27 protein-coding genes and 1 riboswitch are annotated in these 24926 nt (G+C 54.3%); of the genes, 9 read left to right on the top strand and 18 right to left on the bottom strand.

All coding sequences use genetic code 11. The features are described from left to right. Positions 1–162: 162 nt before the first annotated feature. Positions 163–2370, bottom strand: a complete 2208-nt coding sequence (locus FJM65_RS07520) for a B12-binding domain-containing radical SAM protein (protein WP_140620887.1) — start codon at positions 2368–2370, stop codon at positions 163–165. 240 nt (positions 2371–2610) lie between these two features. On the opposite strand from FJM65_RS07520, the gene FJM65_RS07515 reads away from it, so the two are divergent. Next, positions 2611–2970, top strand: coding sequence for a hypothetical protein (locus FJM65_RS07515; RefSeq protein WP_140620886.1), 360 nt, complete (start codon positions 2611–2613; stop codon positions 2968–2970). A gap of 82 nt (positions 2971–3052) precedes the next feature. Here the strand turns inward: FJM65_RS07515 and FJM65_RS07510 are convergent, their stop codons facing one another. Then, positions 3053–3262: a DUF2798 domain-containing protein gene (locus FJM65_RS07510; protein WP_239022868.1), complete on the bottom strand. Its 210-nt coding sequence runs from the start codon at positions 3260–3262 to the stop codon at positions 3053–3055. Between the two features lie 64 nt (positions 3263–3326). Then, positions 3327–3500 carry a hypothetical protein gene (locus FJM65_RS21200; protein ID WP_181163665.1) on the bottom strand — a complete coding sequence of 58 codons (174 nt, stop codon included), beginning with the start codon at positions 3498–3500 and terminating at the stop codon, positions 3327–3329. Positions 3501–3641: 141 nt separating this feature from the next. Between FJM65_RS21200 and FJM65_RS07505 the strand changes: the two genes are divergently transcribed. After that, positions 3642–3962: a hypothetical protein gene (locus FJM65_RS07505; protein ID WP_140620884.1), complete on the top strand. Its 321-nt coding sequence runs from the start codon at positions 3642–3644 to the stop codon at positions 3960–3962. Positions 3963–4026: 64 nt separating this feature from the next. On the opposite strand, the gene FJM65_RS07500 is transcribed toward FJM65_RS07505, so the two are convergent. Then, positions 4027–5118 (bottom strand): YncE family protein, encoded by a 1092-nt coding sequence (locus FJM65_RS07500; RefSeq protein ID WP_140620883.1) that lies wholly within the window; start codon positions 5116–5118, stop codon positions 4027–4029. Between the two features lie 24 nt (positions 5119–5142). Beyond that, positions 5143–7062 (bottom strand): TonB-dependent receptor plug domain-containing protein, encoded by a 1920-nt coding sequence (locus tag FJM65_RS07495; RefSeq protein ID WP_140620882.1) that lies wholly within the window; start codon positions 7060–7062, stop codon positions 5143–5145. A 111-nt stretch (positions 7063–7173) separates the two neighbouring features. After that, positions 7174–7374, bottom strand: a riboswitch (cobalamin riboswitch). Between the two features lie 140 nt (positions 7375–7514). On the opposite strand from FJM65_RS07495, the gene FJM65_RS07490 reads away from it, so the two are divergent. Continuing rightward, positions 7515–8114 (top strand): DNA-3-methyladenine glycosylase, encoded by a 600-nt coding sequence (locus FJM65_RS07490; protein ID WP_140620881.1) that lies wholly within the window; start codon positions 7515–7517, stop codon positions 8112–8114. A 402-nt stretch (positions 8115–8516) separates the two neighbouring features. Here FJM65_RS07490 and chrA read toward each other — a convergent pair whose 3' ends face one another. The 8 genes from chrA to FJM65_RS07455 form a co-directional block, all read right to left on the bottom strand. After that, entirely contained in the window at positions 8517–9644 is a 1128-nt protein-coding gene (gene chrA, locus FJM65_RS07485; protein ID WP_140620880.1) for a chromate efflux transporter, read from the bottom strand. Continuing rightward, on the bottom strand, positions 9634–10062 hold the full coding sequence (locus FJM65_RS07480) for a DoxX family protein (RefSeq protein WP_140620879.1): 429 nt from the start codon (positions 10060–10062) through the stop codon (positions 9634–9636). Before FJM65_RS07480 ends, chrA begins: the two co-directional genes overlap by 11 nt. Before the next feature lie 105 nt (positions 10063–10167). Next, positions 10168–10641, bottom strand: a complete 474-nt coding sequence (locus FJM65_RS07475) for a GNAT family N-acetyltransferase (RefSeq protein WP_140620878.1) — start codon at positions 10639–10641, stop codon at positions 10168–10170. Between the two features lie 117 nt (positions 10642–10758). Continuing rightward, positions 10759–11910: an alpha/beta hydrolase-fold protein gene (locus FJM65_RS07470; RefSeq protein ID WP_140620877.1), complete on the bottom strand. Its 1152-nt coding sequence runs from the start codon at positions 11908–11910 to the stop codon at positions 10759–10761. A gap of 117 nt (positions 11911–12027) precedes the next feature. After that, positions 12028–12195, bottom strand: a complete 168-nt coding sequence (locus FJM65_RS21195) for a hypothetical protein (protein ID WP_181163664.1) — start codon at positions 12193–12195, stop codon at positions 12028–12030. Between the two features lie 45 nt (positions 12196–12240). Continuing rightward, the gene (locus FJM65_RS07465; protein ID WP_140620876.1) at positions 12241–12510 is read right to left on the bottom strand and encodes a hypothetical protein; all 270 of its coding nucleotides are present in this window, start codon (positions 12508–12510) and stop codon (positions 12241–12243) included. A 97-nt stretch (positions 12511–12607) separates the two neighbouring features. Next, positions 12608–12814, bottom strand: a complete 207-nt coding sequence (locus FJM65_RS07460; protein WP_140620875.1) for a hypothetical protein — start codon at positions 12812–12814, stop codon at positions 12608–12610. Between the two features lie 92 nt (positions 12815–12906). Beyond that, complete coding sequence (locus FJM65_RS07455; protein WP_140620874.1) at positions 12907–14094, bottom strand: THUMP-like domain-containing protein; 1188 nt, start codon at positions 14092–14094, stop codon at positions 12907–12909. A 161-nt stretch (positions 14095–14255) separates the two neighbouring features. On the opposite strand from FJM65_RS07455, the gene FJM65_RS07450 reads away from it, so the two are divergent. Then, entirely contained in the window at positions 14256–14951 is a 696-nt protein-coding gene (locus FJM65_RS07450; RefSeq protein ID WP_140620873.1) for a DUF4397 domain-containing protein, read from the top strand. Between the two features lie 149 nt (positions 14952–15100). Beyond that, a complete protein-coding gene (gene ahcY, locus FJM65_RS07445; protein ID WP_140620872.1) occupies positions 15101–16408 on the top strand; it encodes an adenosylhomocysteinase in 1308 nt (435 codons plus the stop codon). Positions 16409–16510: 102 nt separating this feature from the next. Here the strand turns inward: ahcY and FJM65_RS07440 are convergent, their stop codons facing one another. Together FJM65_RS07440 and FJM65_RS07435 are read right to left on the bottom strand one after the other, a co-directional pair. Then, the gene (locus FJM65_RS07440; protein WP_140620871.1) at positions 16511–17245 is read right to left on the bottom strand and encodes a LytR/AlgR family response regulator transcription factor; all 735 of its coding nucleotides are present in this window, start codon (positions 17243–17245) and stop codon (positions 16511–16513) included. Between the two features lie 29 nt (positions 17246–17274). Then, a complete protein-coding gene (locus FJM65_RS07435; protein WP_181163663.1) occupies positions 17275–20250 on the bottom strand; it encodes a ligand-binding sensor domain-containing protein in 2976 nt (991 codons plus the stop codon). 506 nt (positions 20251–20756) lie between these two features. Here FJM65_RS07435 and FJM65_RS07430 point away from each other — a divergent pair. Genes FJM65_RS07430 through nadD form a run of 4 tightly spaced genes read left to right on the top strand, consistent with a single transcriptional unit; the run spans position 20757 to position 22820 of the window. After that, positions 20757–21350, top strand: coding sequence for a sigma-70 family RNA polymerase sigma factor (locus FJM65_RS07430; protein ID WP_140620869.1), 594 nt, complete (start codon positions 20757–20759; stop codon positions 21348–21350). A gap of 28 nt (positions 21351–21378) precedes the next feature. Next, positions 21379–21660, top strand: a complete 282-nt coding sequence (locus FJM65_RS07425) for an anti-sigma factor family protein (protein WP_140620868.1) — start codon at positions 21379–21381, stop codon at positions 21658–21660. 6 nt (positions 21661–21666) lie between these two features. Continuing rightward, positions 21667–22251 (top strand): guanylate kinase, encoded by a 585-nt coding sequence (gene gmk / locus FJM65_RS07420; RefSeq protein ID WP_140620867.1) that lies wholly within the window; start codon positions 21667–21669, stop codon positions 22249–22251. Continuing rightward, positions 22248–22820 carry a nicotinate (nicotinamide) nucleotide adenylyltransferase gene (gene nadD / locus FJM65_RS07415; protein WP_140620866.1) on the top strand — a complete coding sequence of 191 codons (573 nt, stop codon included), beginning with the start codon at positions 22248–22250 and terminating at the stop codon, positions 22818–22820. Before gmk ends, nadD begins: the two co-directional genes overlap by 4 nt. 123 nt (positions 22821–22943) lie before the next feature. Here the strand turns inward: nadD and frr are convergent, their stop codons facing one another. From frr to FJM65_RS07400, 3 genes are all read right to left on the bottom strand, one after another. Further along, the gene (frr, locus tag FJM65_RS07410; RefSeq protein ID WP_140620865.1) at positions 22944–23507 is read right to left on the bottom strand and encodes a ribosome recycling factor; all 564 of its coding nucleotides are present in this window, start codon (positions 23505–23507) and stop codon (positions 22944–22946) included. Between the two features lie 60 nt (positions 23508–23567). After that, positions 23568–24335, bottom strand: coding sequence for a UMP kinase (gene pyrH, locus FJM65_RS07405; RefSeq protein ID WP_140620864.1), 768 nt, complete (start codon positions 24333–24335; stop codon positions 23568–23570). Positions 24336–24415: 80 nt separating this feature from the next. After that, a complete protein-coding gene (locus FJM65_RS07400) occupies positions 24416–24916 on the bottom strand; it encodes an acetyl-CoA carboxylase biotin carboxyl carrier protein subunit (protein ID WP_140620863.1) in 501 nt (166 codons plus the stop codon). Positions 24917–24926: the final 10 nt, after the last annotated feature.

The raw sequence follows: 24926 nt of genomic DNA, 5'->3' as shown, positions 1-24926 counted from the left end.
GACTAGCCAAAACGAGAGTTTTGAGCTAGCGAGCGTAGCTCATAGGGGTGGGTTTTAGGCTCTAAATAAACTGTGGAACCAATCCATGCACAATAATCCATCAAGATTAGTATAAAGTATAAAGTATAAGCCCGAAGCCAAAGTAAGCTTCGGGCTTATACTTTACAGCAACAACAGCCCCCGCTCCCGCAGGTCAAACCAGCTCGGCGAGCTCAGGAACTCGGCAAAACTCAGGTGTGCCTCGGCCGGGAAGCTTGCCTCCAGCTGCTTCAGCGTCACCGCCTCCGCGTTGTCGGGCGTAATTTTCTGCAGCACCTCAAACAGCCACTGCCCGATAATGGCGGTAGTCTTCACCTCAAAATCCTCGCCCTTCTCGAAGAACGTAAGCAGGCAGCGCTCTATGGTCTGGCCTTTCTGGGCGATCATGGTGAAATCGATGGCCGGCGTGTTCCCTAGCCAGAGCGCGCGCGCGTTGGGGCGGGTACTGTCGGGGCGGTGCGGAGCGGAGATAGCCTGGGTGATCAGGTTTGGGTTCTCCTTGGTGCGCGGCACTTTAAAATCAAACCAGAACGAGAGCGGCTCCTCCAGGCCGATGCCATGCATGTAGTTATAAAGCGCCTTGGCCAGTCCCTCGCCAAATAAAGTATGGTCGGTGCCTTTCGGGTCGTCGTGCCAGAGGTCGTTGTTGGCGAAATCCCCTTCCGGCGGACCAACTTTCACCACGCCATACTTCTCCGGGCTCTTACCGATAGGGCTGTGCGCCGTCATGCTGAAGCGGTGCCAGTAACCAGACTGAATCACGCCGGTTTCGAACAGCTGCCGCACCACCTCCAGCGAGTCGATGGTTTCCTGGGCAGTTTGGGTCGGGAAGCCATACATGAGGTAGGCGTGCACCATAATGCCGGCCTGCGTAAAGCTGTCGGTGACGCGGGCCACCTGCTCTATACTGACGCCTTTGGCCATCAGCTGCAGCAGCCTGTCCGAGGCCACCTCCAAACCACCCGACACGGCAATACAGCCCGAGGCGGCCAGCAGGCGGCACAGGTCCGGCGTAAAGGTTTTCTCAAAGCGGATATTCCCCCACCAACTGATTTTCACGCCACGGCGGATGAGTTCGATGGCCATGTCGCGGAGTGGGGCAGGAGGGGCAGCTTCGTCCACAAAATGAAAGCCGGTTTGCCCGGTCTGGGCAATGATCTGCTCGATGCGGTCTACCAGCAGCGTGGCCGGGGCCACATCGTAGCGGTTGATGTAATCCAGCGTCACGTCGCAGAAAGAGCAGCGCTTCCAGTAGCAGCCGTGGGCGATGGTGAGCTTGTTCCAGCGGCCGTCGCTCCAGAGGCGGTGCATCGGGTTGATCACGTCGATCACCGAGAGGTAATCGGGCAAAGGCAAATCGCTGTAGTCGGGTGTGCCGACCTCCATATGCGGAATATCGGCATCCGTGGAGCCATTGATAAATTTTACCTCGCCACCGGCAAGTATAAACGCCCGTTGCAGCTGCCCCGCCTCGCGCTGCCCCTGCAGGTGCTCCAGCAGTTTCAGCCACGGGCCCTCGCCATCGTCCAGCGTCACGAAATCGATGTACTTAAATAGGCGCGGCTCGCGCAGGCTGCGCAGCTCGGTGTTGGGGTAGCCGCCGCCCATGGCCGTTTTTATACCTGGGTTCTTCTCCTTGATATACTTTGCCATCCGCAGGCCGCCGTACAGGTTACCCGGGAAAGGGATGGAAAAGCCCACCACATCCGGCTGTACCTCCTGCAGGCGCTCTTCCAGTAGTTCCAGTAACATAAGGTCCACGAGGCTTGGCTCCTCCTGCAGCGCCTCCTCCAGCGGGTCGAAGGACGTGGCCGACAGCGCCAGTTTTTCGGCGTAGCGGCTGAAGGCAAAGTGCGGCGAGATGGTTTCCTTGATCAAATCGCCCAAGTCCTCTAAGTATAAAGTAGCCAGGTAGCGCGCCCTGTCGGTGATGCCCATACTTCCGAAGGCCCAGTCGATGTCCTCTACCTGGTCGAAGCGCGAGGCCTCGGGCAGAAAGCGGCTGTAGCTGATCTGCTGCGCCAGCGTGTGGTCCTTGTTCTGCAGGAAGCGAATCACCGGCTCAACGGTGTTCAGGTAGTCGCGCTTGAGGTGCAGGATGCGCAGGCTGTTGTCCGACAGTTCATACTCGCCCTGCTCTATCGCCTCAAAAATACGCTGAAGGCCTTTGCGGGAGAACATGCGCAGCACCAGCTCAATGCCCATGTCGGCCTGGGTAACGCTGTAGCCGCGGCCGGTTAAAAAGCCCTTGAGATAGGCGGTGGCCGGGTAAGGCGTGTTGAGTTGCGTGAGCGGTGGCGTAATGAGCAGGATGGTTGGCTTCTTCTCCAAGGTAAATCAGCATTAAAGTATACGTATGGCGGCAATGCTGCCAAAACACAAAAGTAAGGATAATAGCAGAGACTTTTAGAACTGCTGCCTTAGCAACAGCCCGCTGTCAGTTCCGGTTCAGGGGATTGAATACTGCAAGGCTTCTAAATTATTTTTATGATATTTTTATAATAAATAATTGTAAATAATTTTTAAAAATAATTTTTTGTGTTTAAGTTTGTACTAAGAAGAATTGTGAAGATGAGGAACTTAGCTTACTACGCCACCATAACCAAGCCCTCTACCATGAACACCCGAAAAAACCTGCAGATGGTGCTTACCACCCTGCTTTTGGTACTAGCAGTTTATGTGATAAACCTGCCTGAAAACTCCGCTCTGGATAACTGGCTTCCGGCTGCCCGCGCACAGGCGATGGTTACGCAAACCGAAATGCAGCCGTCCGTTAGCTGTTGCCTGCAGCATGCCTTACAGGCTACGGAGGTAAGCGGTGCGGCTGCCGAAAGTATGGTGCAGCGGAGGTTTGTGGAAGTGTTTAGCCATGAGCCCAGGCTACTGGTGCAGTATGACTCCATGGCGCAACTGGCCACCGCTTGTAAATAATTACCCCGACTAACTTATACCCTTTACAAAATAGAAAAGCCTGCGCAAGTATGCGCAGGCTTTTCTATTTCAGTGTTTCTTGCTACTTCAGTACTTTGTTGGCGGCTTTGCTCACGCCCGGCACAATGGCCAGCGCCAGGAGGGCAACCAGCATAAATAGCACAAAGAAACTGCGCAGCAGCCGAAGCGGAAAGTCAGAGGCCATGCCAAAGGTGTACAGCTCCAGTGCCAGGGCCAGCAGCAGGCTAAGAACGGCGATAATTTGCAGCTTGCGCCGCAGCTGTGGTTTCATAAACGGTTTGGGCATGTGCGTATACTTTGCACCAAAGATAAGCCGGCAAAAGGCACATCAAAAATCAGGGACGGTCTTTTTCTACGTCAGCCTGCTTGCCTGGCGCCGGCTGGTGCGGGGCTTTGCCTTTCCGGGGTTGCGGTGGCGGGCTCGGCTTTGCCTGCTTTACTTTTTCTACATCCGATGAATCGTCGTGGGTGGTTTCTTGGGGCGGATGCTGCGGTTTAGTTTCTTCCATAGCTCTGAAATTTGATGGTATACCAACGTGTACGTGTAATACCTGCAAACGGAGGCTATCTAACTCTAAACCAAACCCTGCCGTACAATTTAAAGGAGCCGGCTAAGTCCGGCATGTATGTAAAACGGAAATCAAAGTATAATGAATACAAAAAACATCAAATCAACCTTATTCGCGCTGGCTGCCGGTACTATGATAAGTTTTGGCATGGTGTCCTGCAACACAGGCACTGACCCCGGCGATACCAACGTAGACCGCGGCGAAATTCATGACGAAGGAAGTATGGTTGGCCGGGAAGAGGGTGAAGACTATACAAAGGCTAAGTCTGAGCAAGACAGTATGGAGCAGCACTACGACCACGCCGACCACCAGAACCATGACGATAACACCGGCAAAGTGCTGGGCGATGGCGCGTATGACGGCGAAGGAAACGGAGCGGAAAGAGACGACGTGCAGCAGTAGCACAACCTTTAAGAAAGCGAAAGCCTGCCTCTCAGTAATGGGGGGCAGGCTTTCGCTTTATGACTTAATTAAACACAAACCCGTTCGGGCCGATACCTGCCTTAAAGCTTCCTGTCTGGTTGCCCTGTGGGTCGTAGATGTATACTGTGCCGTCGCCTGCAAAGCTGTTTTCATCGGCACCGTAAATATTGCCTGTTACCGGGTCAACGCCCAGGCCGTAGAAGGTGCGGTCGATCAGCGGAGTGGTGCTGGGGGCACTGGCACTTATGCTTAATTGGTGCACGCCTCCGCTATAAAGGAAGTACAGCGTGTCTTTATCGCCGTTGATCAGCAGTTTGCTAGCCGAGGCTGTGGGGTCCGGGAAAGTGATCGTGCTTGTGACCGTGTTATTGGCTATGTTGATTTTGGAAAGAGCACCTGCCGTGTGCTCAGATGCCGGGGCGTTCCAGTCTTTGTTGCCAGAGCTTAATACCCACAGGTTGTTGTTGCGGTCCAGCACCAGGCTGTTGGGGCCATACGCCACCTCAATCGTTTTTATCACCATATCACTGCCCGTGTCTATAACATGTACGAGGGGGCTGCCTGCATTGGCTACGTACAAGTTGCCGCCTGCCAGCAGCAGTTGTTCGGGCTGCACATCTACTTCTATCGTTTTCACAACTTTATAAGTCCGCAGGTCGATAACCGAAACGCGCCCCCTGTGGTAAGACCAGTCCTCCTTTGGTGGAAACCACTCGGTAACGTAGCCTTTTTCGTTGTTGAGGGCTACAAAATAACGCGGGGCGCTCAGCCCCTCTATCACGCCCACAGATTGGAAGGTGGCGGCATTTACTACCTCAATCTTGTTGCTGTTGTTCATCACGATGAAGGCGCGGTTACCGACCAGCTCCATATCCTGCACCACATCCCCGAGCAACCGCCCCTGGTTCTCTTTTTTAAAGATACTTTGCTCCGCCTGCCCTGTGCTGTTGCTGTAAAAAGAGATAGAGGCATTCGACTCCCTGAAGTTACCCTCGTTCAGAACGAACACGCCGTCCTCGGCATAGGCACCGCTTGGGGCATCGCTATCTTTGTTATCGCAACCCGTGAAGGTGAGGGCGCTTGCCAGCAGTGCAACGGCCAGTAAAAAGCTGCGGCTACAGTTAAGTTTTTTCATGATGGTTTAAGTATGAGTATAAATTTATGGAATGCTAAAGCGTAAGCTAAACGTATAGCCGCGCGGCGGCATGGGCCGGTAAGCCATGGTCTGATAGGCGGTGTTGGTTATGTTATCAGAGAGGAGCGTGAGCAGGAGCGTGTTTGGCCCCAGCTGCAGCTTTCGGCTCAGGGCCAGGTTCAGAAGTGTAAAATCATCCAGATGGCTTGTTTCGGAGTTGGAGGTATAGCGCAGGCCGGTGTAGTTCAGGTTGCCCAGCAGGCTCCAGCTTTTATAGTTTGCCTCAGCCGTAAGGATGGCCTTGTGGCGCGGCACGTACATCAGCTGCCTGCCCACATCGCTTCCGCTGCCCTCGTACACCTCCACCTGCTCCGACAAAGTATAAGTATAGCCGGCGGTGCTGTTGAGCTTTAACTTGCCTAAGGTAACCGTGGCGGTGGTGCTCAGCTCCAGCCCCTTGCTCTCTACCTTTTGCAGGTTAGTAGGCCGCCAGAGGCCGGTACGGTTCGGCGACCATTGTATCCAATCGTCAATCTCTATAAAGTAACCGGTAGCCTCGGTTTCCAGCAGGAAGGCGTTGCCCTGCACCAGCACGTGGCGCAGGCCCAGCTCGTAGTTCCAGCCGTGCTCGGGCCGCAGGTCCGGGTTGCCGGCGCCTACCCAGAAGCGGTCGTTGAGGGTGGGCACGCGGTAGCTGCCGCTGGCATTGCCTTTCAGAGAGATTTGATGCCGGTTGCTATTGAAGAACTTCCAGTTAAAGCCCAGTGCCGGGGTGAGCGGCGGGTCGTAGCCCTCTACCAGCGCCTGCCGCAGGTTCAGCGAAAGCTGCAGCGGCTGCACCGGGTCGTAGCGGAAAAGCGCGAACAGGGAGGCGCGGTTCTCATCTTTTCGGCCGTGGTAGCCATCGTTCGTTGCCGCAAAACGCTGCAGGTTCAGGCCGCCGCGTAGGCTCCAGCGCTCGCCAGAGGTATAGGTCTGCTCCGCCTGTAGCTGGTCGGTGTTAACTTCGGATTCAGAATCGTTGCTAAGGTCGGTGTAATGCAGGAGGTCGTTGAACCAAGCCGCTTTTATACTTGTCTGCCCCAGCTGGCTTTGGTGCTGCAGCTCCGCCATCAGGCGCAGGTTCTTGTCTTTTTGCTTCGCTTCCGTGTCTGATGAGCCCATGGCGGGCGGCAACTCGCGGTCCGAGAAAGTATACCAGCCATGCAGGGCCAGCTTTGTTTTGGGCGAGATTTGCCAGTTCAGATCCTGTGTAAAACCGTGCTGCTGTACCTGCGCATGCTGCAGCCGCACTTCCGGCGTTCCGAAGCGGCTCAGGTCTTTATACTTGAAATCGTTTTCTGCCTGATGCTTGTAGAGGCTCAGGCCATAGCTAAGATTTTTGCCCCTGTAGCCCGCGCTGCCGCTGCCAAAGTACCGGCCAAAGCTGCCTGCCTCCAGTTTTACATCCCCTCCAAAACCATCTGTTTTATACTTGGGCGAGTTGAGCAAAACAGCCCCGCCTACAGCCCCGCTGCCATAGTTTGCTGCCGCCGAGCCGTACTGCAGGGCCACCTCACCGATGCCGCTCAGGGGTAAAGTAGAGAAATCAGCCTGGCCCAACGTGGCGGGCGTGATGTGGAGGCCGTTCCAGAGGACGGCGGTCTGTGAGGCGTTGGTGCCCCGGAAAGCTACCGTGGAGCTGCCGCTGGCGCCATAGCTCTTAAAGTATAACGGCGTGCGGGCCTGCAGCGCCTCGGCCAGATTGCCAGAGCTGTAGGTGCTCAGGAAAGCGCTATCCACCTGCGCCACGCGGCTGCCGGCGGCGTATACTTCGGCGGGCCTGCCGAACACCTCTACAGTGCGCAACTGGTGCTGCGTCGTGTCCTGCTGCGCTATAGCGGTAGTGCAGATGCAGCCCAGGCAGGCGCAAAGCCATACGTTCAGAAAAGAAAATTTTGCCAATACAAGTGTTGCTTACATCCCGAAGCATGCAATTGGGCAAAGAGGGCAGGAACAGCGATCGCAGAAAAGTATAGCGGTGGCCGTGCAGCTTTTTACCCGAAAGCATACGACAATTCGTGTGTCGGACTGGCAGGTCTCCTGGCTCTCTTCAGTTAGCGCGCCTTCCCATGCAGCGTGCGGCACAGTGGCTAAGGTGTTGGCTAACCCTTTTTAGAAGATGACAGTTGCGGGAACAGCGCAGGACTCACACCTGCTTCCCTTTTAAGGCCATAAAACGATAATCTTACAGCCACCAATCTGAAGGCAAAGGTAGGGAATATTTGGGAATGGATAATCAATAATGATGAATGATTAATCATTGATGGGTAGAGAAGAATTTGAATTATAGCTGAAGCGCGCGCAACTATCGTAATGCAATTATTCATTACTCATTATTCACTAGTCATTAAAACTTGAAGCTTCCAAAGGAATTTTATACCCGACCCGATGTGGTGCAGCTGGCGCAGGAGCTGCTGGGTAAGTATTTGTTTACCTGTGTGGATGGCATGCTGACCGGAGGGATGATCGTGGAGACAGAGGCTTACTCCGGCGAGAACGACCGCGCCTGCCACGCCCACCTCAACCGCCGCACCGCGCGTACCGAGATCATGTACAGCGAAGGCGGCGTAGCCTATGTATACCTGGTGTACGGCATGTACCATCTCTTCAACATCATCACCAACGAACAAGACAGGGCCGACGCCGTGCTGGTGCGGGCCATTGCGCCGGAGGTGGGGGTGGAGGAGATGCTGCTGCGGCGCGGTTTTCAAAGTATAAAACCGAACCTCACCGCCGGGCCGGGTGTCCTCAGCATTGCCCTGGGTATCGACAAAAAGCTCTACGGCGCCGACCTGACCGGCGACACAGTATGGATAGAGGATAAAGGCGTTGTGCTGCCCGAGGAAAGAATAGCCACCGGCCCCCGCATTGGCATAGACTATGCCGGAGAAGATGCCCTGCTGCCCTGGCGCTTCTGGGTGAAGGGGAACAGGTGGGTGAGTAGGAAGAAGTAAGTCGTTTAGCTTGTTCTTTCATACTTTAGCTGCTGCTATACCCTACGCTGGCGCAAGCGTCCGCTTGTGCCTTTATACTTTAGCTCCCGCTTGTTGGAACTGGAGGCAAGCTATCCTTTCTAGTTCTTGCTGATCCTCAGTCTTACGAACCTAAAGCTCCACCTCATACATGGCTCCTTCCAAGGCCGGGAGGCCTCGTCCTGGGGGTAGGGGCCCTCGATAAAGGGGAGGGTGGGGTGAGAATTCCCCTCTTGGGAGGGGCAGGGGTGGGTTTACACTTGTAAGCCTTGGGCGAGACCTGTCGTGCTACACCAGCAACCATGAAACCTATACTTTAGCAAAAGTAATTACAGGCTCCCCTCCTTAGACAAGGAGGGCTAGGGGTGGTTGGACCTGCTTAACCTACACCAACGCCAGTAAACACCCCAGGATAGCCCCGCCGATTACGATAAAAGCGCTGTTTAGCTTTTTAAAAACAAATACGGCGGCAAAGCTGAGGATGGCAATAAGGATGGTGCGCCAGTCGGTGAGGGTGTCGCGGCTCATCTCAATGGCCACGGCAAGTATAACGGCTACGGCGGCCACATTCACAGCATCCAGAAAGGCAGACATGGCTTTGGACTTGCGGAGTTTGGGGATGAGCGGGTTGAGGATCGCAACAAAAACAAAGGAAGGCAGGAAGATGCCAACTGTTGCCGCCACGGCACCCCAGAAGCCGTTGAGTTGCCAGCCGATGAAGGTGGCGGTGGAGAGCACCGGCCCCGGCGTAAACTGCCCCACCGCCACGGCATCGATCAACTCCTGCCGTGTCAGCAGGCCTTTGCTTACCAGCTCGGCATCCAAAAAAGCAAACAGCACATAGCCGCTGCCATACAGCAACGCTCCGACTTTCAGGAAAATGAGCCAGACCTTCAGGTTGCTGCTTTGGACCGAAAGTATAATTGCCTGCAAAAGTATAAATGGAGTGAAACCGTTTGCTGTCGCAGCTCGGCTCCTGATAAAGTATAGCAGCAGCCCGGCAAGGCCACAGCCGAAAAGCGCCAGTATCTCGTTCACGCCAAGTAGGGCGGCTGCCGCTGTTAAGATACCCAAAACCCAGAGTTCTATACTTTTCAGGGCTTTCTGGCCAAGGCTGATGAGGGCGGAAAGTATAATGGCGATAACCGCAGGCTTGATGCCGTAGATGTAAGGTTCCACCTCGGGCAGCTGCCCGTACTTGCTGTAGAGCCAGGCAAACAGCATGGTAATAAGCACTGCCGGAAGTATAAAGGCCGCGCCTGCCATCACCAAGCCTTTCCAGCCTGCCCGCTCGTGGCCGCAGTGCATGGTCATTTCGGTGGAGTTGGGGCCGGGAATAAGATTGGTGGCGCCTACCAGGTCCAGGAAGTGCTGGTGTGTCATCCACTGCCGCTTTTTCACCACTTCGTTCTCCATCATGGCAATGTGCGCGGCCGGCCCTCCGAAGGCGATGGTACCCAGCTTCAGGAAGAGCTTGCCTACTTCCTGAAGCTCTCCTTGCTTAGGCTCCATTCGTCAGTTTTTTATCCACCGACCAATAGCCGCCGCCTTTTATCAGCAAAAAAAGGCTGCCCAGCAGCATGGCCCAGTCTGTGCGGCTGGCATGCAGCATTTCCCAAAGGCCATCTTTGTAAAGTATATCCAGTTTGGTAGTATATAGGGCAACCAGCATGATGATGATAAGCGGAACGCTGGCCAGCCGGGTAAGAAAGCCAAATAAGATGAGCACGGCGCAATTTGCCTCAAAAGCACCTACAAAGTCGGCCAGAAACTCTGGGGAAGGCAAACCAATCTTCTCGAACCGCCCCGCCCCGCGGGTATCCGGGAACAGGTATTTCTGTATCCCCTCCGACAGAAACACGGCTCCTACCATCAAGCGGATCAGAATGGTGGTTTTCGCTCTATCTGTTTGCAGTATCCTCTGAAGCATATATAGCTAACATTTAAACCAGGTACGACTGAAGTATACGAAGAACTACAAGTAATATTTGCAGGGCAGCATTTGGCGCATGTCTTAACTCACTGTATTTAGCCCTTAAGAAGCTGAAAGGGCTATACGCTTGTGCATAATAGTGATGCCGTTTTTGCCTACCAGTTTGGTGTACACACGCCAGCCCAACTCCCGGTAGAAGCTTACCCTATCCGTAGCCACCAGGTACAGGTCCGGGAAACCGGCTTTCCGGGCGTGCTGCTCCAGGGCCTGTACCAGCAGCTTGCCCACGCCTTGCCCCCTATACTCCGGCAGCACATACAGCGCAGCCAGCCAGGGCCTCAGGTCAGGCAGCGCATCTACGCCGTCGCTTTCTATTACCAGCACAGAGCCTACCGGCCGTTCCCCGTCAAGGGCTACCAATGCCGCGGGCAAATCCTGCTGAAGCAAGTGCTCGCGCAAGGGCGCTTTTACCACCTCATTGGTATTGCCGGGCTTCTGCCACCACTGCCGGTAAATCCAGTCGGCTACGGCCTCAAAATGCTGTGGTACTTCGTACAGGTACTTTATTTCGATCATCTACGTAACATCAGGCGTTTTTTCGGGTTGGAGGAAAGAGCAATGTAACTATAAAAATCCACCGGGCAAATAGCCTGGAGCTAAGGGTTTGCTTCTTGTTCAGGTGATACGCGTAGGCTACTTGGCCGGGTACAGCAGTTGCAGCGCCTGCGGCATGCGCTTGCCCCACGCCGATTCAAAGTGCTTCGCCTTCTCGTCCTTTACCCACCTATAGTCTTTGCCTTCGCGGTAGCCTTTCTGCCGCAGGGCCTGCAGCATCTCGTCTATGCCCGGCTGCAGCTGCTGCTCCAGTTCCACGCCGCCGTTGTCAATGTAGAAGTATAGCGGCTTCTTCCTGCCTTTGTAGGTCAGCACGTCGTCCACATAGTCGATGTCCTGTATCTTAAAGGCCGGCGACATGCAGATGGCTTTGGAGAAAACATCCGGGTGCTGCCAGGCCAGCATAAAGGAGATGGTGCCGCCCGCCGAGGAGCCGCCGGTTGAGGTATACTTTGCAGCGGGTTTGGTGCGGTACGTGCTGTCGATAAAGGGTTTTACCGTGTTCACCACAAAATCCATGTAGGCGGTGCCTTTCTCGCCGGGCACATACTCCTGCATGCGGTCTTCGGTGTTGTTGATGCCCACAATAATGATGGGCTGCATGGCGCCGGCCCGGATGAGGCTGTCAGCGGTTTCGTCCACGCGCCAATCCACGCCAAAAGAGCTGGTGTTGGGGTCGAAGAGGTTTTGGCCATCGTGCAGGTAGAGCACCGGGTAGTGTTTTTTCTTGTCCTGGGCATAGCTTGGCGGCAGCCACACCACCAGGTCGCGGGCCGGTATGACAGTGCCTTTGCCCAGCTGCTCATGGTATACCAACTGGCCCGTTACGCCTCCTGCCGCAGTTTTCTTAGTGCCGCCGCTGCGCCAGTTCGTTACCAGGTTTTTTACCTGCAGGGTGCTTTCCACGTTCACGGTAAAATTGCTGAGCGGCTTTCCGGTGCTGTCGGCGGCCTCCCGCTCCCAACTGCCCAGGGTATACTTGTACTCCAGCAGCATCGGCTCGTGCAGCACGATTTCTTTTTGCCAGCTATCATCCTCCAGGCGCTCCATCTTCACCTTGCCAGGGTTCCAGCTTCCCAACTCCGGGGCATTGCCGGTAATATATACCTGTGCCGAGTCGGGCAGGCCGGGCGCGTGTAGCAGAAAGCTAACCGTTTTTTTGGCCGGGGCCTGGGCCGAGGCAGCCAAAGTACAAAGCATCAGAAACAAGGCGGAGAGTACGTTTTTCATAGTTGCAGGCAAAAAGTATGTCTAAAGCAAGATACTAAGATTTACGCAGATATGTAACGCAAAACAGCCACAGCATCGGGTGCTGTGGCTGTTTGATAGTACGATCAGCTCAGGGCTTTACCTTTTCTTGCTTTCGCGGTCCAGCTCGTTGTCTGTGCGGGCCTGCGGCGTTCTTCCGGTTTTGCGCGTGTCTGTCGCGTCTTGCTCCAGGCTGTTGCTGATGTCTTTCTTGCCCGACTTGCTCTTGTCTGTCAGGCCCTGCTGTTTTTTATCTTGATCTTTCATGGTTTTTCTTGATCTTTCATGGTTTTCATAGGTTAAATGGATGGCCTACTCTTCGGAGGAGCCCTGGTCTTTTTTGCCAGCTTCGTTAGTGCCGGCTTTTACGCTTTGCCAGCCTTTGCCTTGCGTTGGCTTGTTCTGGTTGCTTGTTTTAGAGGCGGTGCGGTTCTCAGCCGTTGGGTTGTTAGCATTGTTGTTGCTGTTCCTAAGCGAGTTCTCAATGGCCAAACGGTTTCCTTTCTTTCCAGCCTCAAACGATTTTGCAGGGTTACTTGCGAAGCCATGGAATTCCCAGCTTCTGTTTTTTTGATCTTTCATCCGTCTTCATAGGTTTTTGGTGAAACATGCGGCCTCGGCGTGCCAGGCCGTTTAGCAGTGTACGGCTACGACCCGTGCTTGTTGGGCTGCTGTGCCCTTAGTACTTCTTGTCGCTGCTTTCCTCCACGTCTTTTCCGGAGCGGATATTGGTGACCCCGCCCGTGGCGGTGGGGGAGGTGGCGCTGTTCTGCGAGCTTGTGCTACCTTCTTTTATCGATTTTCCGGGTTTCATGGTGCGCGATGTCTCGTTCACGTCCTGCTTCATGCGGTTTTTCTGCTGGTCGCTAGCTTTGTTCTGTTTCATAGCTCGTGTGTTTATGGTAAAGTATAAACCGGCCATACTTGCGGCGCGGCGTTTATACTTTGTACGGACGTATAGCGGGCTTGTTGGGTAGGCTATGCTTTCTCACAGATCAGTACCACAGGCTTCTGGTGCATATCTGTCGTGAAGAATAAGTAAGTATGGCCGCCTTCTCTAATCCCGGTTTTCTTGCGGATCTCGGCCACCGACTCCGGGAAGTTGCGCACGGTGATGTTGGCTTTTTTCTGCGGCAGATGCTTCAGCAGTTCTTTTTTGTTGTAGCGGCTGACGCCAAGGCATCGGAAGCCCCGGCCCGGGAAGAGGGGGAGCAGTTTGGAGGAAGTATACAGGTGGCTGTTGGGGTGCAGTTTACCCAGGTGCAGGTGCTGGCCCAGGTAGCGGTAAGCGCCGGCTTTCAGTATGGCGGCGTTCGGCTCATATACAAATTCCTGCGGGTCGGCGAAAACGGGCGCGGCGGCTTCTTCCTGGGCGCGGGTAAAGGTAAGCAGCTGCGGCTCAGATTTCGGAAGCAGGTTAACGGCGGTGCGGGGCACGTCGGCGGGGGCGGGGGCAGCGGGCTGCAGCAAGTATAACACCTCCTTTACCTCGTTCTGCAGCGCCACTACCCACACATGGGCTACCTGCGCCAGCTCCTGCAGGGCCTGCTCAATATCCAGCATCGGGGAGGTTTTCAGAAGTATGGCGTCTGCCTTTTGGAAGAGCAGCGGCAGCAGGTGCAGCACGTCCGGCTCACAGTCCTGCAGCAGGTGCAGCTTTTGGTCGCGGGTGCCGCGGCGGGCCGGGTCTAAGTATAAAACATCGGCTTTGCCCTCAAAAGTATGTAAAAAGTCCTCAGCAGTAGATTTTAAACTTTGGATGTTCGTGGCGCCCAAAAGCCCGAAGTTATACTTGGCCACCTCCTGCAGCTCCGGGTTCTGTTCCACGTGGGTCACCTGCGCAAAGCTGCGGGCAAAGTAGTAGGTATCCACGCCAAAACCGCCTGTCAGGTCAACCAGCAGCTTGCCGCTAACCAGGCTGGCTTTGTAAGCGGCCGTTTCTTCCGAGGAGCTCTGCTCCACCGACAGCGCCACCGGGAACACCGCCTGCGGGTGCTGCACCCAGGTCGGCAGCTTTTGGGCCGCCTTCTGCCGCGCCTTTATCTGCTGCACCAGCTCCTGCACCGGCAGCTCGGGGTAGCGGCTGGCCTGCAACATCAGCTGGGCCACGTCGTCGTGCTGGTGGCTAAGTATAAACTCCTGTTCCTGCGGGGTAAACTGGCGCATAGTAGGGCGGTAATGGCTTTGTGCAAAGATATGGAAATAGGAAGGAGTGGCTTGGTAAAATATTTTGTTTAACTTTTTTAAAAATACTTTAAACAAAATGCACCTATGGCAGTTAGATGTTGAAAGGAAACAAATTATACTAAAACCAAAAGCTGAAAATTATGAAGAAGTGGATGAAACTGATGATGCTGGCCGTGGTGCCGACGTTGTTTCTGGCAAGCTGCGACGACGACGACGATGACATGGACCTGGTGGTGGACCAGGCAAGTGTGATGGTGGTGCATGCCTCCCCTGACGCTCCGGGCGTAGACCTTTATGTAGACAATACCAAAGTGAACAGTGCCGCGCTGAACTACCCTGACAACACCGGCTACCTGGATGTAGAGGCCGGTGAGCGCAACTTTAAGGTAACTGCCGCAGGTGCCGGTGTGGGCAGCCCTGTTATCAACGCAGACGTGGACCTGGAGAAGGATATGAGCTATACCGTGTTTGCGGCTGACATGCTGAGCGATATCACACCCGTGGTACTGGAAGACGACTTGATCATGCCTGCCAGCGGCCAGGCCCATGTGCGCTTTGTGCACCTGTCGCCGGATGCGCCGGATGTGGATGTAGTAGTGCAGGGTGGACCGGAGCTGTTCACCGACATCGAGTTTAAGGAAGCAACTGCCTTTACCCCGGTAGCGGCCGGAAGCTATACCGTGGAAGTGCAGCCGGTTGGCACTGACGTAGCCGCTGTAACCGCTACCCTTGACCTGCAGCCTGGCAAAATTTACACCGTGTTTGCCAAAGGCTTCCTCAACCCGCCCACCGACAACATGAACACGCTGGGTGCCGAAGTGATTGTGAACAACTAATTAGGGATAACCATTTAGCTTCCTGATGATTACATCGCCTGCCAAAGTATGGCAGGCGATGTTGCTTTATGGCACCTTAGTAAAGCAACATTGTTGACGGTCTGCAACAATTTGCGTAAATTTGTGTTTTATTTGAAAAAACGAGAAAAATGGTAGAGACATATCTGAAGTACAAAGTAAGAGATATATCGCTGGCCGAGTGGGGCCGCAAGGAGATTAGATTGGCTGAGGCCGAGATGCCTGGTTTGATGGCTATCCGTGAGGAATATGGCCCGAGCAAGCCGCTGGCTGGTGCACGCATCGCCGGCTGTCTGCACATGACAATCCAGACGGCTGTGCTGATCGAGACGCTGGTGGAACTGGGTGCAGAGGTAACCTGGTCTTCCTGCAACATCTTCTCGACGCAGGACCACGCCGCCGCTGCCATCGCCGCTGCCGGTATTTCGGTTTACGCCTGGAAAGGCATGACCGCTGAGGAATTTGACTGGTGCATTGAGCAGACGCTGTTCTTCGGCGAAGACCGCAAGCCGCTGAACATGATCCTGGACGACGGGGGTGACCTGACCAACATGGTGTTCGACAAGTATCCTGAGCTTGCATCAGGTATCAAAGGTCTGTCAGAGGAGACTACCACGGGTGTGCACCGCCTGTACGAGCGCATGAAGAATGGTACGCTTGTAATGCCTGCCATCAACGTAAACGACTCGGTTACCAAGTCTAAGTTCGATAACAAGTATGGCTGTAAGGAGTCTTTGGTAGATGCGATTCGCCGTGCTACCGATGTGATGATGGCCGGAAAAGTGGCTGTAGTGGCTGGTTACGGTGATGTGGGTAAAGGTTCTGCCGCTTCGCTCAGAGGTGCAGGCGCCCGTGTTATTGTAACGGAGATCGACCCGATTTGCGCGCTGCAGGCCGCTATGGATGGTTTCGCCGTGAAGCGCATGGTGGATGCCGTGAAAGAGGCTGACATCGTGGTAACCGCAACCGGTAACCGCGACATCATCGGTGAGCGCGAGTTCCGCCTGATGAAGGACAAGACCATTGTGTGTAACATCGGCCACTTCGACAACGAAATCGACATGGCCTGGCTGAACAAGACTTACGGCAACACCAAAGACGTGATCAAGCCGCAGGTTGACCTCTACAATATCGACGGCAACGATATCATCGTGCTGGCGGAAGGCCGCCTGGTGAACCTGGGCTGCGCTACCGGTCACCCATCGTTTGTGATGTCGAACTCCTTCTCTAACCAAACGCTGGCGCAGCTGGAGCTGTGGACGAATGCCGATGCGTACGAGAACAAAGTTTATACTTTGCCGAAGCACCTGGATGAGAAAGTGGCCCGCCTGCACCTGGGTAAAATCGGGGTGGAGCTGGATGAGCTTACGCCTGGCCAGGCAAGCTACATTGGCGTGGAGGTTGAAGGACCTTACAAGCCAGAGTACTACAGATACTAAGTATGAACTGTTGATAAAAGAGAGGCCGGCGCTGCAAAGCGTCGGCCTTTTTCTTTTCAGTAGTAGCTGATGAATGTTTGCGGGTGAGGCAGTTTTTATACTTCATATAATGTTGAAGCGCGACATCAAAGCCTTTTTATACGACTTGCCGATCGGGATCTCGCCTTTGGAGAACACCACGGAGTTTTCCTCCAGGGCCTCAATCTTATCCAGATTAGCGATGTAGGAGCGGTGCACCCGCACAAAACTCTGCGACGGCAGCTTATGCTCCATGTCTTTCAGGGTCGAGCTTACCAGGTACTTCTGGTCGGCGGTTACGATGAAGGAATAGTTGTCGTAGGCCTCCACCCAAAGTATGTTGCTGTAGTGCACCTTTATAATGCGGTGCTTTACCTTCACGAAGATATAATCCGCGGCAACGTCTTTCTCCTTCGGATCGGAGCCGTTTGTGGGTTTGCTGTCCTTGCTGTCGTGCTTATACAGGGCGATCTCTATAGCCGAGCGCAGGCTCTTCTCGTCATAGGGCTTTACCAGAAACCCGTCTGGCTCTGTTTTCTTGGCGCGGTCTATGGTGGCGGTGTCGGCGTAGGCGGTCAGGTAGATAAACGGAATGCCAAACTCTTCACGTATGCGCAAGCCTATGTCAACCCCGTCAGCGTCGCCTTTCAGGTTGATGTCCAGCAGCACCAGGTCAGGCTGCGTCTCCCGAATCATGTCAAGCGTGTCCTCCCCTGAGTCTATGGCGCACGTCTCATAACCTAAATCTTCCAGGCTAGCCGCAAGGTCTTCCGCGATAATGACTTCATCTTCAGATATAAGGATTCTCGGTTTTGTCATAGCATTAGGTTCATACGTGATAAAAAAAATTATGTTGGTAAAACAAAATATAATATTGATTTTGTGCCATGATTGTTATAGAAGCTGATATTGCCTTCCAGCTTACGGCTAAGCGACTGCACGAGCTTTAAGCCAAACGACTGCCCTTTCTGTTGCTTCGTAAAGAAATCGTCCGGCAAGCCGCGCCCGTTGTCGCTCACGGTCAGCGTGTACTGCACCTCGTCGTGCTTTACCAGCTCAATGCGCAGCAGCCCTGGGGCCTCCTTCGGGAAAGCATACTTTAAGGTATTGGATACAAGCTCGTTTACAATCAGGCCCAGCGTAATGGCTTCGTCAATGTCTACTTTGGTATAAGGAATGTCCAGCTCCAGCGCCACTCTATCCATGCTTACGCCATAAGAGGCGTAAAGGCTTTCGCATATTTCCAGAAAATACTCCTCCAGGTTAATCTGTTCCAGGTCGTTGTGGCGGTAGAGGCGCTCGTGCAGCAGCGACATGGAGCGCACGCGGCTGCGCAGGGCCTGCATCACCTCCTGCGCCTCAGGGTCCTGCACGTGGCGGGCCTGCAGGTTCAGCATACTGATCACGATCTGGAGGTTGTTTTTAACCCGGTGATGGATCTCCTGCAAGAGAATTTCCTTTTCGCGGTTCTGGCGCTCCAGCAGGCGCGTGCGGTGGTCCACCTTCAGCTCCAGCAGGGAGTTCATCTTTATCAGGCTGCGCTCCCGCAACCGCACCACGCTCAGCACTGCGCCGGCCATCACCAGCAGCAGCACGCCTACAAACCACTCGCGGCGCCAGATCGGGGGCACAATAGCAAACGTGTAGGTCAGGGGCTTAGGTGTCCAGAAGCCATCGTTGTTGCAGGCCAGCAGCTCAAACGTATAAGTGCCCGGCGAGAGGTTGGCGTAGGTGGTAAACGAGCGCTTCGTCTCCTGCGACCAGGCCGAGTCGTAGCCCAGCAGCCTGTATTTATACTTTACCTGCTCAGGTCCAGACAGGCAAATGCCATGAAAGTTGAAAGAGAGATGGTTTTGGGTGTGGGGCAGCCGCAGGTTCAGCGGCAAACCCGTGGTGCTGTCCACTTTCTGGCCAAGCGCCTTCCAGTCCGTAAAGTTGGAGTGCAGCATTACGTCCATCAGCACCAGGCTCGGGTACTCTTTGTTTTGGCGGTCCAGTTTGGGCAGGTACTGCGAGAGGCCTTTGGTCGTGCCGAAGAGCATGCTGCCGTCCTGGTGCTGCAGCAGGGCATTGTCGCATACTTCCAAACCTCTGAAACCGCTCAGGCTGGTATAGGTGCGGTAAACAAACTTGCCCTGCTGGCGCAGCAGCGGCAGCTTTACCTTCAGCACGTCGCGGTTGGTGGCAATCCATAGGTTATCGGCGCTATCGGCTAAAATGCTTTTCACTGCTTCGTTAGGGAGCCCTTCGGCAGAGGTAAACACTTTTACCCTATCGGGCTGTAGCATCACCAGGCCCGTGTTAAAGGCGGCAAAGTATAAAGTGCCTGTTTTGTCTTCTGTTATAGAACGGACTTCGCGCAGGGCCACATCCTGGAGCCGTGGCGGAACTACCAGCTGCCCCTGCTGCACCAGAAACACGCCCTGGTCGGTGCCGGCCCACAGCCTGCCTTTGCTGTCGCGGAAAATGGTGTTGGCCCTGATGTTGGCGCTAGGCCCCGGAAGCACATGTAGAGAGTCCTGCTGCAGCTGCACTACCCCGCCCGCCGTGGCAAAGTATAAATTTCCTTCAGCGTCAGCCACTCCCTTATACACATCATGAGAAGGAAGGCCTTGCTGGGATGCGTAGCGTTTGGCGCCATTGTCGCTGAGCCGCCAGATGCCGTTGCTGCTGCTTACCCACATGTCTTTGCCCACCGGCAAAAAGCTGTAGAGCGTAGCGCCGCGCGGCCAGGGTACCGAAGGTCGCCACTGCGGCCCCTGGGGCAATAGCTGCGCCAGCTCCCCCTCGTCCGTGCCAAACCACACGGTGCCATCGCTATCGCGGCCTACTGCCGTCACCCGTGGCTCCGAGATCCCGCCAAACTCAAAGAAATGCAGAAACCAGGGCGCCCTGTACTCGTGCAAGCCATAGCCGTTGGTGCCGATCCATACATTGCCTTCTGAGTCGGTGGCAAGGGCTGTGATGCGGCTGGTGCGGAGGCCATTGCGGCGGGTGAGGTGGGTAAACGTGCCTTCGGCATACTTGAGCAGGCCGTCGCGCTGCAGGCCCACCCACAGGTTGCCGTAGCTGTCGTGGGTAAAGCTGGTGACGTAGCTGTTGTCAAGCTGCCCCGGAAGGTGCTGTTCTGAAAGGCCTGTGCGGCGGGCACGCGCCATACCCTGTGCGGTGCCTATCCATACTTCCCCGTCTTGATCTACACTAAGGGCTGTGATGCTGTTGTGGGGCAAAGCGCTGTTTTGGGCGGTAAAGTGGAGTACTTTTGTGCCGGAAACACAGTATAAGCCGCTGTCCTGGGTGCCTGCCCACAGGTCTCCGGATGGCGCGAAGGCAATGGCTGTGTAGCTGAGAGCGGGCAGGGGCGCATACTTTGCGGCGCGGTCGCCTTTTAAGTTATATACGCCGTTTTCCGCTGCCAGCCATAGTTGCTTCGCCCGCCCTTCGGCAATAGCTCTGATGGCCTGCGCCCGCAGCCCCTGCTGCTCGCCGATCTGCGTAAAGGAGGCCCCGTTGAACTGTACCAGCCCTGCGTCTGAGGTGCCGATCCAGAGGCGGTGGCGGCTGTCTTCAAAGAGCGTGGAGATGTTATGGCTCGGAAGGCCGGTGTCTTTCGTATAGGTCTCAAAGTCGATGCCGTTGAAGCGGCTGAGCCCGGCGCGGGTGGCCAGCCAAAGGTAGCCCTGGCTGTCCTGCTCAATCGCCATTACCTGCGACTGTGGCAGGCCCTGCTCCAGCGTCCAACTCCGGATATTATGCTGCTGCCCAAAGGCCGCCGTAGTGGCCCAGAGCAAAAGTAGAGTATAAACGGCGCGTGCAACGTACATTATCAGGCTGTATCTGGCTTCTTTGTCTTTGCAATATCCAAAGCAAAAAAGGTTAAAGTATAAGTGCATACGCAGCGGCAGGCAAAAGGTAGTAGCCAAAGGGTTGCAATTTTATGGCGATGTGAAATATTTTCCCTGTGAAGCTGCTTTTTAAGCGGGTGAAAGTCTACAACCAACGGCGTAGGCCCGTTTTTTTTAGCTACGGTGTAAACGGGCCTGTAAAAGTATGGCAGGTGAGGCAGGTTTTATATCCAGGAGCAAGGCTGGGGAGCGTGTATTTTATACTTACGCGGGGCAATTTATTACCCTGCTGCCTGAGTTTGCCGTAAAAGTCCTAAACATGTGGCAATGCCATAAGTAGGCTAATTGGCTTTAAATGAGACGGCCTTGGGACAGGTGCCTAAAGTGCAACCCTGAAGCCATAAGCAAGGTATGTAATTAAAATTCCTATATTTGCGCTTAACGCGCGATGGAGGGCTTCACCAAAGTACAAATCCTATAAGTAGATGAGCGATCAAACAGGTAAACAACTAAGTAAGGAGGAAAAAGACGCACGGTTTGAGGCCGAGTTGCTGCCCGTGCTCGACCCTCTGTACAATTTTGCCTACAGGCTCACCTTAGACGAAGACGACGCCAACGATCTGGTGCAGGAGACTTATCTGAAGGCTTATCGCTTTTTCGACTATTTCGAGCAAGGAACTAATGCAAAAGCATGGCTGTTCCGAATCCTGAAGAACTCATTCATTAACGAGTTCCGGAAAAAGAGCAAGCAGCCCGCCAAAGTAGATTACAGCGAAGTGGAGGGCTACTACAACTCCGACGACGTAGAAGGCGAGAGCGGCGTGGCCTCCACGACCGACATGCGTACCGAAAGCGTGCAGGACCTGATCGGCGACGAGGTGGCCAGTGCCCTGAACGCACTCCCTGTAGACTTCAGGACCGTGATCATACTTTGCGACCTGGAGGGTTTTACGTACGAGGAAATGGCCAAGATCCTGGACATCCCGATCGGCACCGTCCGCTCTAGGCTGCACAGGGCCCGGAACTCTTTGAAAGAGAAGTTGGAAAAGTATGCGAAAAGCATGGGCTATAACAGTTAGACAAGTTACTTAAAGAGTTTGAGCAAAGATGGAATCAAAATTTACAGAAGCGTATCCTAAAGCACCTGATGAGGCGAGGGAGGCAAATTGCGAGAAAGTGTCCGGCATGCTGGACCTGATGATTGACGGGGAAGCCTCCACTGAGGAGCAGACATTCTTTAACCACCACATCGAGGAGTGCGTCAGCTGCTTTGAGAACCATCAGAAGCAAAAGCTCTTGAAAGGGCTGGTATCTGGCCACCTGAAGCGCGTGATTGTACCACAAAGCCTGGTACAGTCAATTAAAGCGAGGATTCAAGAAACGTTATAACCCCTAATGCAAGGCAAGATTATTATCTTTTCGGCCCCGTCCGGCGCCGGCAAAACCACTATTGTAAAGCACCTGCTCAGCGTAAACCCTAGCCTGAGCTTCTCCATCTCGGCCTGCACCCGCGATAAGCGCGGCCGCACCGAGGAAAACGGCAAAGACTATTACTTCATCACCCCAGAGGATTTCAAAAAGAAGATCGCCGCAGATGAGTTTGTGGAGTGGGAGGAAGTATATGAAGGCGCTTTTTACGGCACCCTAAAGTCTGAGATAGAGCGTATCTGGAAGAGTGGCAAGCATGTGATACTGGACGTTGACGTAAAAGGAGGATTAAGTATAAAGCATTTTTACAAAGAAAGAGCGCTGGCCGTTTTCGTAAAGCCGCCAAGTATAGAGGAACTGGCCAAGCGCCTGACCGCCCGCAACACCGACTCGGCCTCCAGCATCAGCAGCCGCGTTTTCAAGGCTAAGTTTGAGATGGGCTTTGAGGATCAGTTTGACAAGGTGATTGTGAACGACGACCTGGACCGCGCCTGTGCCGAAGCCGAGAAACTGGTAAGCGATTTCCTGAAGTCAGAACCCGCGATCGTATGAAGGTAGGGCTGCTGTTCGGCTCCTTTAACCCCATCCATATCGGGCACCTGATACTTGCCAACTTCATGGCCACCAACACCGATCTGGACACGGTGTGGCTGGTGGTGTCGCCGCAGAACCCGTTTAAGCCCAGCAACACGCTGCTGCACGAGTTCGACCGGCTGCAAATGGTGAGCCTGGCGATAGCGGATAACCCGAACCTGGGCGTGTCGAACATCGAGTTCAGCATGCCCAAGCCAAGCTATACCATCGATACGCTCACGTACCTGCAGGAGAAGTACCCGAGCTACGAGTTTGTTTTGATCATGGGAGAGGACAACCTGCCGCTGTTCCCGAAGTGGAAGAACTACGAAAGCATCCTGGCGTACCACAAAGTATACGTATACCCGCGCACCGGCTCCGTTACTACCGAGCTGCCGGACATGCCAGGTGTTACGTTCGTGAAAGCGCCCATACTTGACATTTCAGCCACGTTTATCCGGCAGTGCATCCGCGAGGAGAAAAGTATAAAGTACCTGGTGCCCGACGAGGTGGCCGAGTACATAAGCGTACACAAGCTGTACAAGTAGTTCGTCGTGTGTAAAGTGTCACGCACACGTATCACGAGCCTGCCTTAAAGTATAAAAGAAAAGCCCTTCGATCTCGACCGAAGGGCTTTTCTTTTATCGTGTGTCTTGCTACGAGATACGAACTTAGATCGTCATGATCTCGCCTTCTTTCTTGGCCAGCAGCTCGTCCATCTTCACGATGTGTGCGTCTGTCAGTTTCTGTACTTTGGCCTCAGCGTCGCGTACGGCATCCTCCGAAGTTCCTTCCTTCTGCAGTTTCTTCAGCGAGTCGTTCACGTCCTTACGGATGTTGCGGATGGCTACCTTGCCGTTTTCTGTCTCGGCTTTTACCTGCTTTACCAGGTCGCGGCGGCGCTCCTCTGTCAGGGCCGGGATGTTCAGGCGCACGGCGTCTGCCTCTTGCTGTGGGTTCAGGCCCAGGTCGCTGTTCTTGATGGCTTTGTTAATCTCGCCCAGCATGTTCTTTTCCCAAGGCTTGATCAGCAGGGTGCGCGCATCCGGGGTGGCAATGTTCGCAACCTGTGAGAGCGGCGTTGGGTTGCCGTAGTAATCAACACGCAGGTGCTCGATCATGGCAGGGGAAGCCTTACCGGCTCTGATCTTAGACAGCTCGTTGCCGGTGTGCTGCACCGCCTTCTGCATAGACTCTTCTGCCTCGCTTAGGTAAAACTGAATTTCTTCCGTCATATCGGTTTACTTATTGAGTTCTGAAAATTTTCTGGTCAAAAATAGTAAATAATTATTTTATCAGTTTTTAGAGCCCTGCTGCATCTGGTCTACGGTGTTCTTCAGCGTTTCGCCTAGGTCCTCCATACTTACCAGCGTGCCTACTTCCTCGCCCTGCACCAGGCGCTTCAGGTTGCCGGCCGTGTTCATGTCAAACACGATGATCGGCAGACCATTTTCCTTGCACAACGTAAAGGCAGTCATGTCCATTACGTTCAGGCCCTTCTCAAACACATCCTTAAACGAGATATTTCTGTAGAACACGGCATCAGGGTCTTTCTCCGGGTCGGCAGAGTAAATACCATCCACGCGGGTACCTTTCAGCACCACGTCCGCCTCAATCTCGATGGCTCTCAGCGATGCCGCCGAGTCGGTGGTGAAGTATGGGTTGCCGGTGCCGGCTCCGAAAATAACCACGCGGCCTTTCTCGAGGTGGCGCACCGCACGGCGGCGGATGTATGGCTCGCATACCTGCTGAATGTTGATGCCAGACAAAAGGCGCGTGTATACGCCCAGCTTCTCCAGGGCACTCTGCAAGGCCATGCTGTTGATAACCGTGGCCAGCATACCCATATAGTCGCCCTGCACACGGTCCAGGCCCACCTGCTCGGCCTGCACGCCCCTGAAGATATTGCCTCCGCCAATCACCACGGCCACTTCTACACCTAGTTCGGCTACTTCCTTAATCTCTTTGGCATACTGCAGCAGTCTGTTAGAGTCAATGCCATACTGCTGTTCGCCCATCAGTGCCTCGCCACTCAGCTTCAGCAAAATTCGTTTATACTTCACGGTAAACTATCTGTATAGGTTATGAATTCTTTTTACACAACAAAGCGGCCACCGTGGCAGCCGCTTACGCAAACATAAAGTTACTGGAACAGGATCAGTACCTGGTTTTTCTCCACGTTCTGCCTCTCCTGCACCTTTATCTCCTTCACCACACCGTCGCCCGGCGACTTCAGGATGTTCTCCATCTTCATGGCCTCCAGGATCATGATTGGGTCGCCTTTTTTCACCTCCTGCCCTGGCTGCACCTTCACATCAAGTATAAGGCCAGGCATGGGCGCTTTCACTTCGTTTATCTTGTGGGCGTTGGCGTTGCTCATGCCCAGCTTGTCCAGCAGCAAATCGAAGCGGTCTTTTACACTAACGGTTTGGGTGGCGCCATTGATCTTGAAAGTAAAGGTTTTCTCCTGATAATTGGCTGAGACAACCTCTGCTGTAAAGGAGCGCGCATCCTTAATGATATGAAAGGTATTGGGGCCGATAGGAGAGACGTCCCAGTTAAATGGGGTATCATTGAGAAGTATTGTCTCTTTCTGGATATCAACCTGCCATGTTTTGCCGTTACCGGTTTTTACCTGGAGCATCTTCTTTTCG

It is taken from the genome of Pontibacter mangrovi, from assembly GCF_006385705.1.
GTDB classification, from domain to species: domain Bacteria; phylum Bacteroidota; class Bacteroidia; order Cytophagales; family Hymenobacteraceae; genus Pontibacter; species Pontibacter mangrovi.
This window is presented reverse-complemented; position numbering and strand designations above follow the sequence as displayed.

Coding starts and splice junctions, on each gene's coding strand:
- FJM65_RS07515 (WP_140620886.1), top strand. CDS start 2,611: ATGAGGAACTTAGCTTACTACGCCACCATAACCAAGCCCTCTACCATG.
- FJM65_RS07510 (WP_239022868.1), bottom strand. CDS start 3,262: ATGAAACCACAGCTGCGGCGCAAGCTGCAAATTATCGCCGTTCTTAGC.
- FJM65_RS21200 (WP_181163665.1), bottom strand. CDS start 3,500: ATGGAAGAAACTAAACCGCAGCATCCGCCCCAAGAAACCACCCACGAC.
- FJM65_RS07505 (WP_140620884.1), top strand. CDS start 3,642: ATGAATACAAAAAACATCAAATCAACCTTATTCGCGCTGGCTGCCGGT.
- FJM65_RS07500 (WP_140620883.1), bottom strand. CDS start 5,118: ATGAAAAAACTTAACTGTAGCCGCAGCTTTTTACTGGCCGTTGCACTG.
- chrA (WP_140620880.1), bottom strand. CDS start 9,644: ATGGAGCCTAAGCAAGGAGAGCTTCAGGAAGTAGGCAAGCTCTTCCTG.
- FJM65_RS07480 (WP_140620879.1), bottom strand. CDS start 10,062: ATGCTTCAGAGGATACTGCAAACAGATAGAGCGAAAACCACCATTCTG.
- FJM65_RS07475 (WP_140620878.1), bottom strand. CDS start 10,641: ATGATCGAAATAAAGTACCTGTACGAAGTACCACAGCATTTTGAGGCC.
- FJM65_RS07470 (WP_140620877.1), bottom strand. CDS start 11,910: ATGAAAAACGTACTCTCCGCCTTGTTTCTGATGCTTTGTACTTTGGCT.
- FJM65_RS21195 (WP_181163664.1), bottom strand. CDS start 12,195: ATGAAAGATCAAGATAAAAAACAGCAGGGCCTGACAGACAAGAGCAAG.
- FJM65_RS07465 (WP_140620876.1), bottom strand. CDS start 12,510: ATGAAAGATCAAAAAAACAGAAGCTGGGAATTCCATGGCTTCGCAAGT.
- FJM65_RS07460 (WP_140620875.1), bottom strand. CDS start 12,814: ATGAAACAGAACAAAGCTAGCGACCAGCAGAAAAACCGCATGAAGCAG.
- FJM65_RS07455 (WP_140620874.1), bottom strand. CDS start 14,094: ATGCGCCAGTTTACCCCGCAGGAACAGGAGTTTATACTTAGCCACCAG.
- FJM65_RS07450 (WP_140620873.1), top strand. CDS start 14,256: ATGAAGAAGTGGATGAAACTGATGATGCTGGCCGTGGTGCCGACGTTG.
- ahcY (WP_140620872.1), top strand. CDS start 15,101: ATGGTAGAGACATATCTGAAGTACAAAGTAAGAGATATATCGCTGGCC.
- FJM65_RS07440 (WP_140620871.1), bottom strand. CDS start 17,245: ATGACAAAACCGAGAATCCTTATATCTGAAGATGAAGTCATTATCGCG.
- FJM65_RS07435 (WP_181163663.1), bottom strand. CDS start 20,250: ATGTACGTTGCACGCGCCGTTTATACTCTACTTTTGCTCTGGGCCACT.
- FJM65_RS07430 (WP_140620869.1), top strand. CDS start 20,757: ATGAGCGATCAAACAGGTAAACAACTAAGTAAGGAGGAAAAAGACGCA.
- FJM65_RS07425 (WP_140620868.1), top strand. CDS start 21,379: ATGGAATCAAAATTTACAGAAGCGTATCCTAAAGCACCTGATGAGGCG.
- gmk (WP_140620867.1), top strand. CDS start 21,667: ATGCAAGGCAAGATTATTATCTTTTCGGCCCCGTCCGGCGCCGGCAAA.
- nadD (WP_140620866.1), top strand. CDS start 22,248: ATGAAGGTAGGGCTGCTGTTCGGCTCCTTTAACCCCATCCATATCGGG.
- frr (WP_140620865.1), bottom strand. CDS start 23,507: ATGACGGAAGAAATTCAGTTTTACCTAAGCGAGGCAGAAGAGTCTATG.
- FJM65_RS07400 (WP_140620863.1), bottom strand. CDS start 24,916: ATGCTCCAGGTAAAAACCGGTAACGGCAAAACATGGCAGGTTGATATC.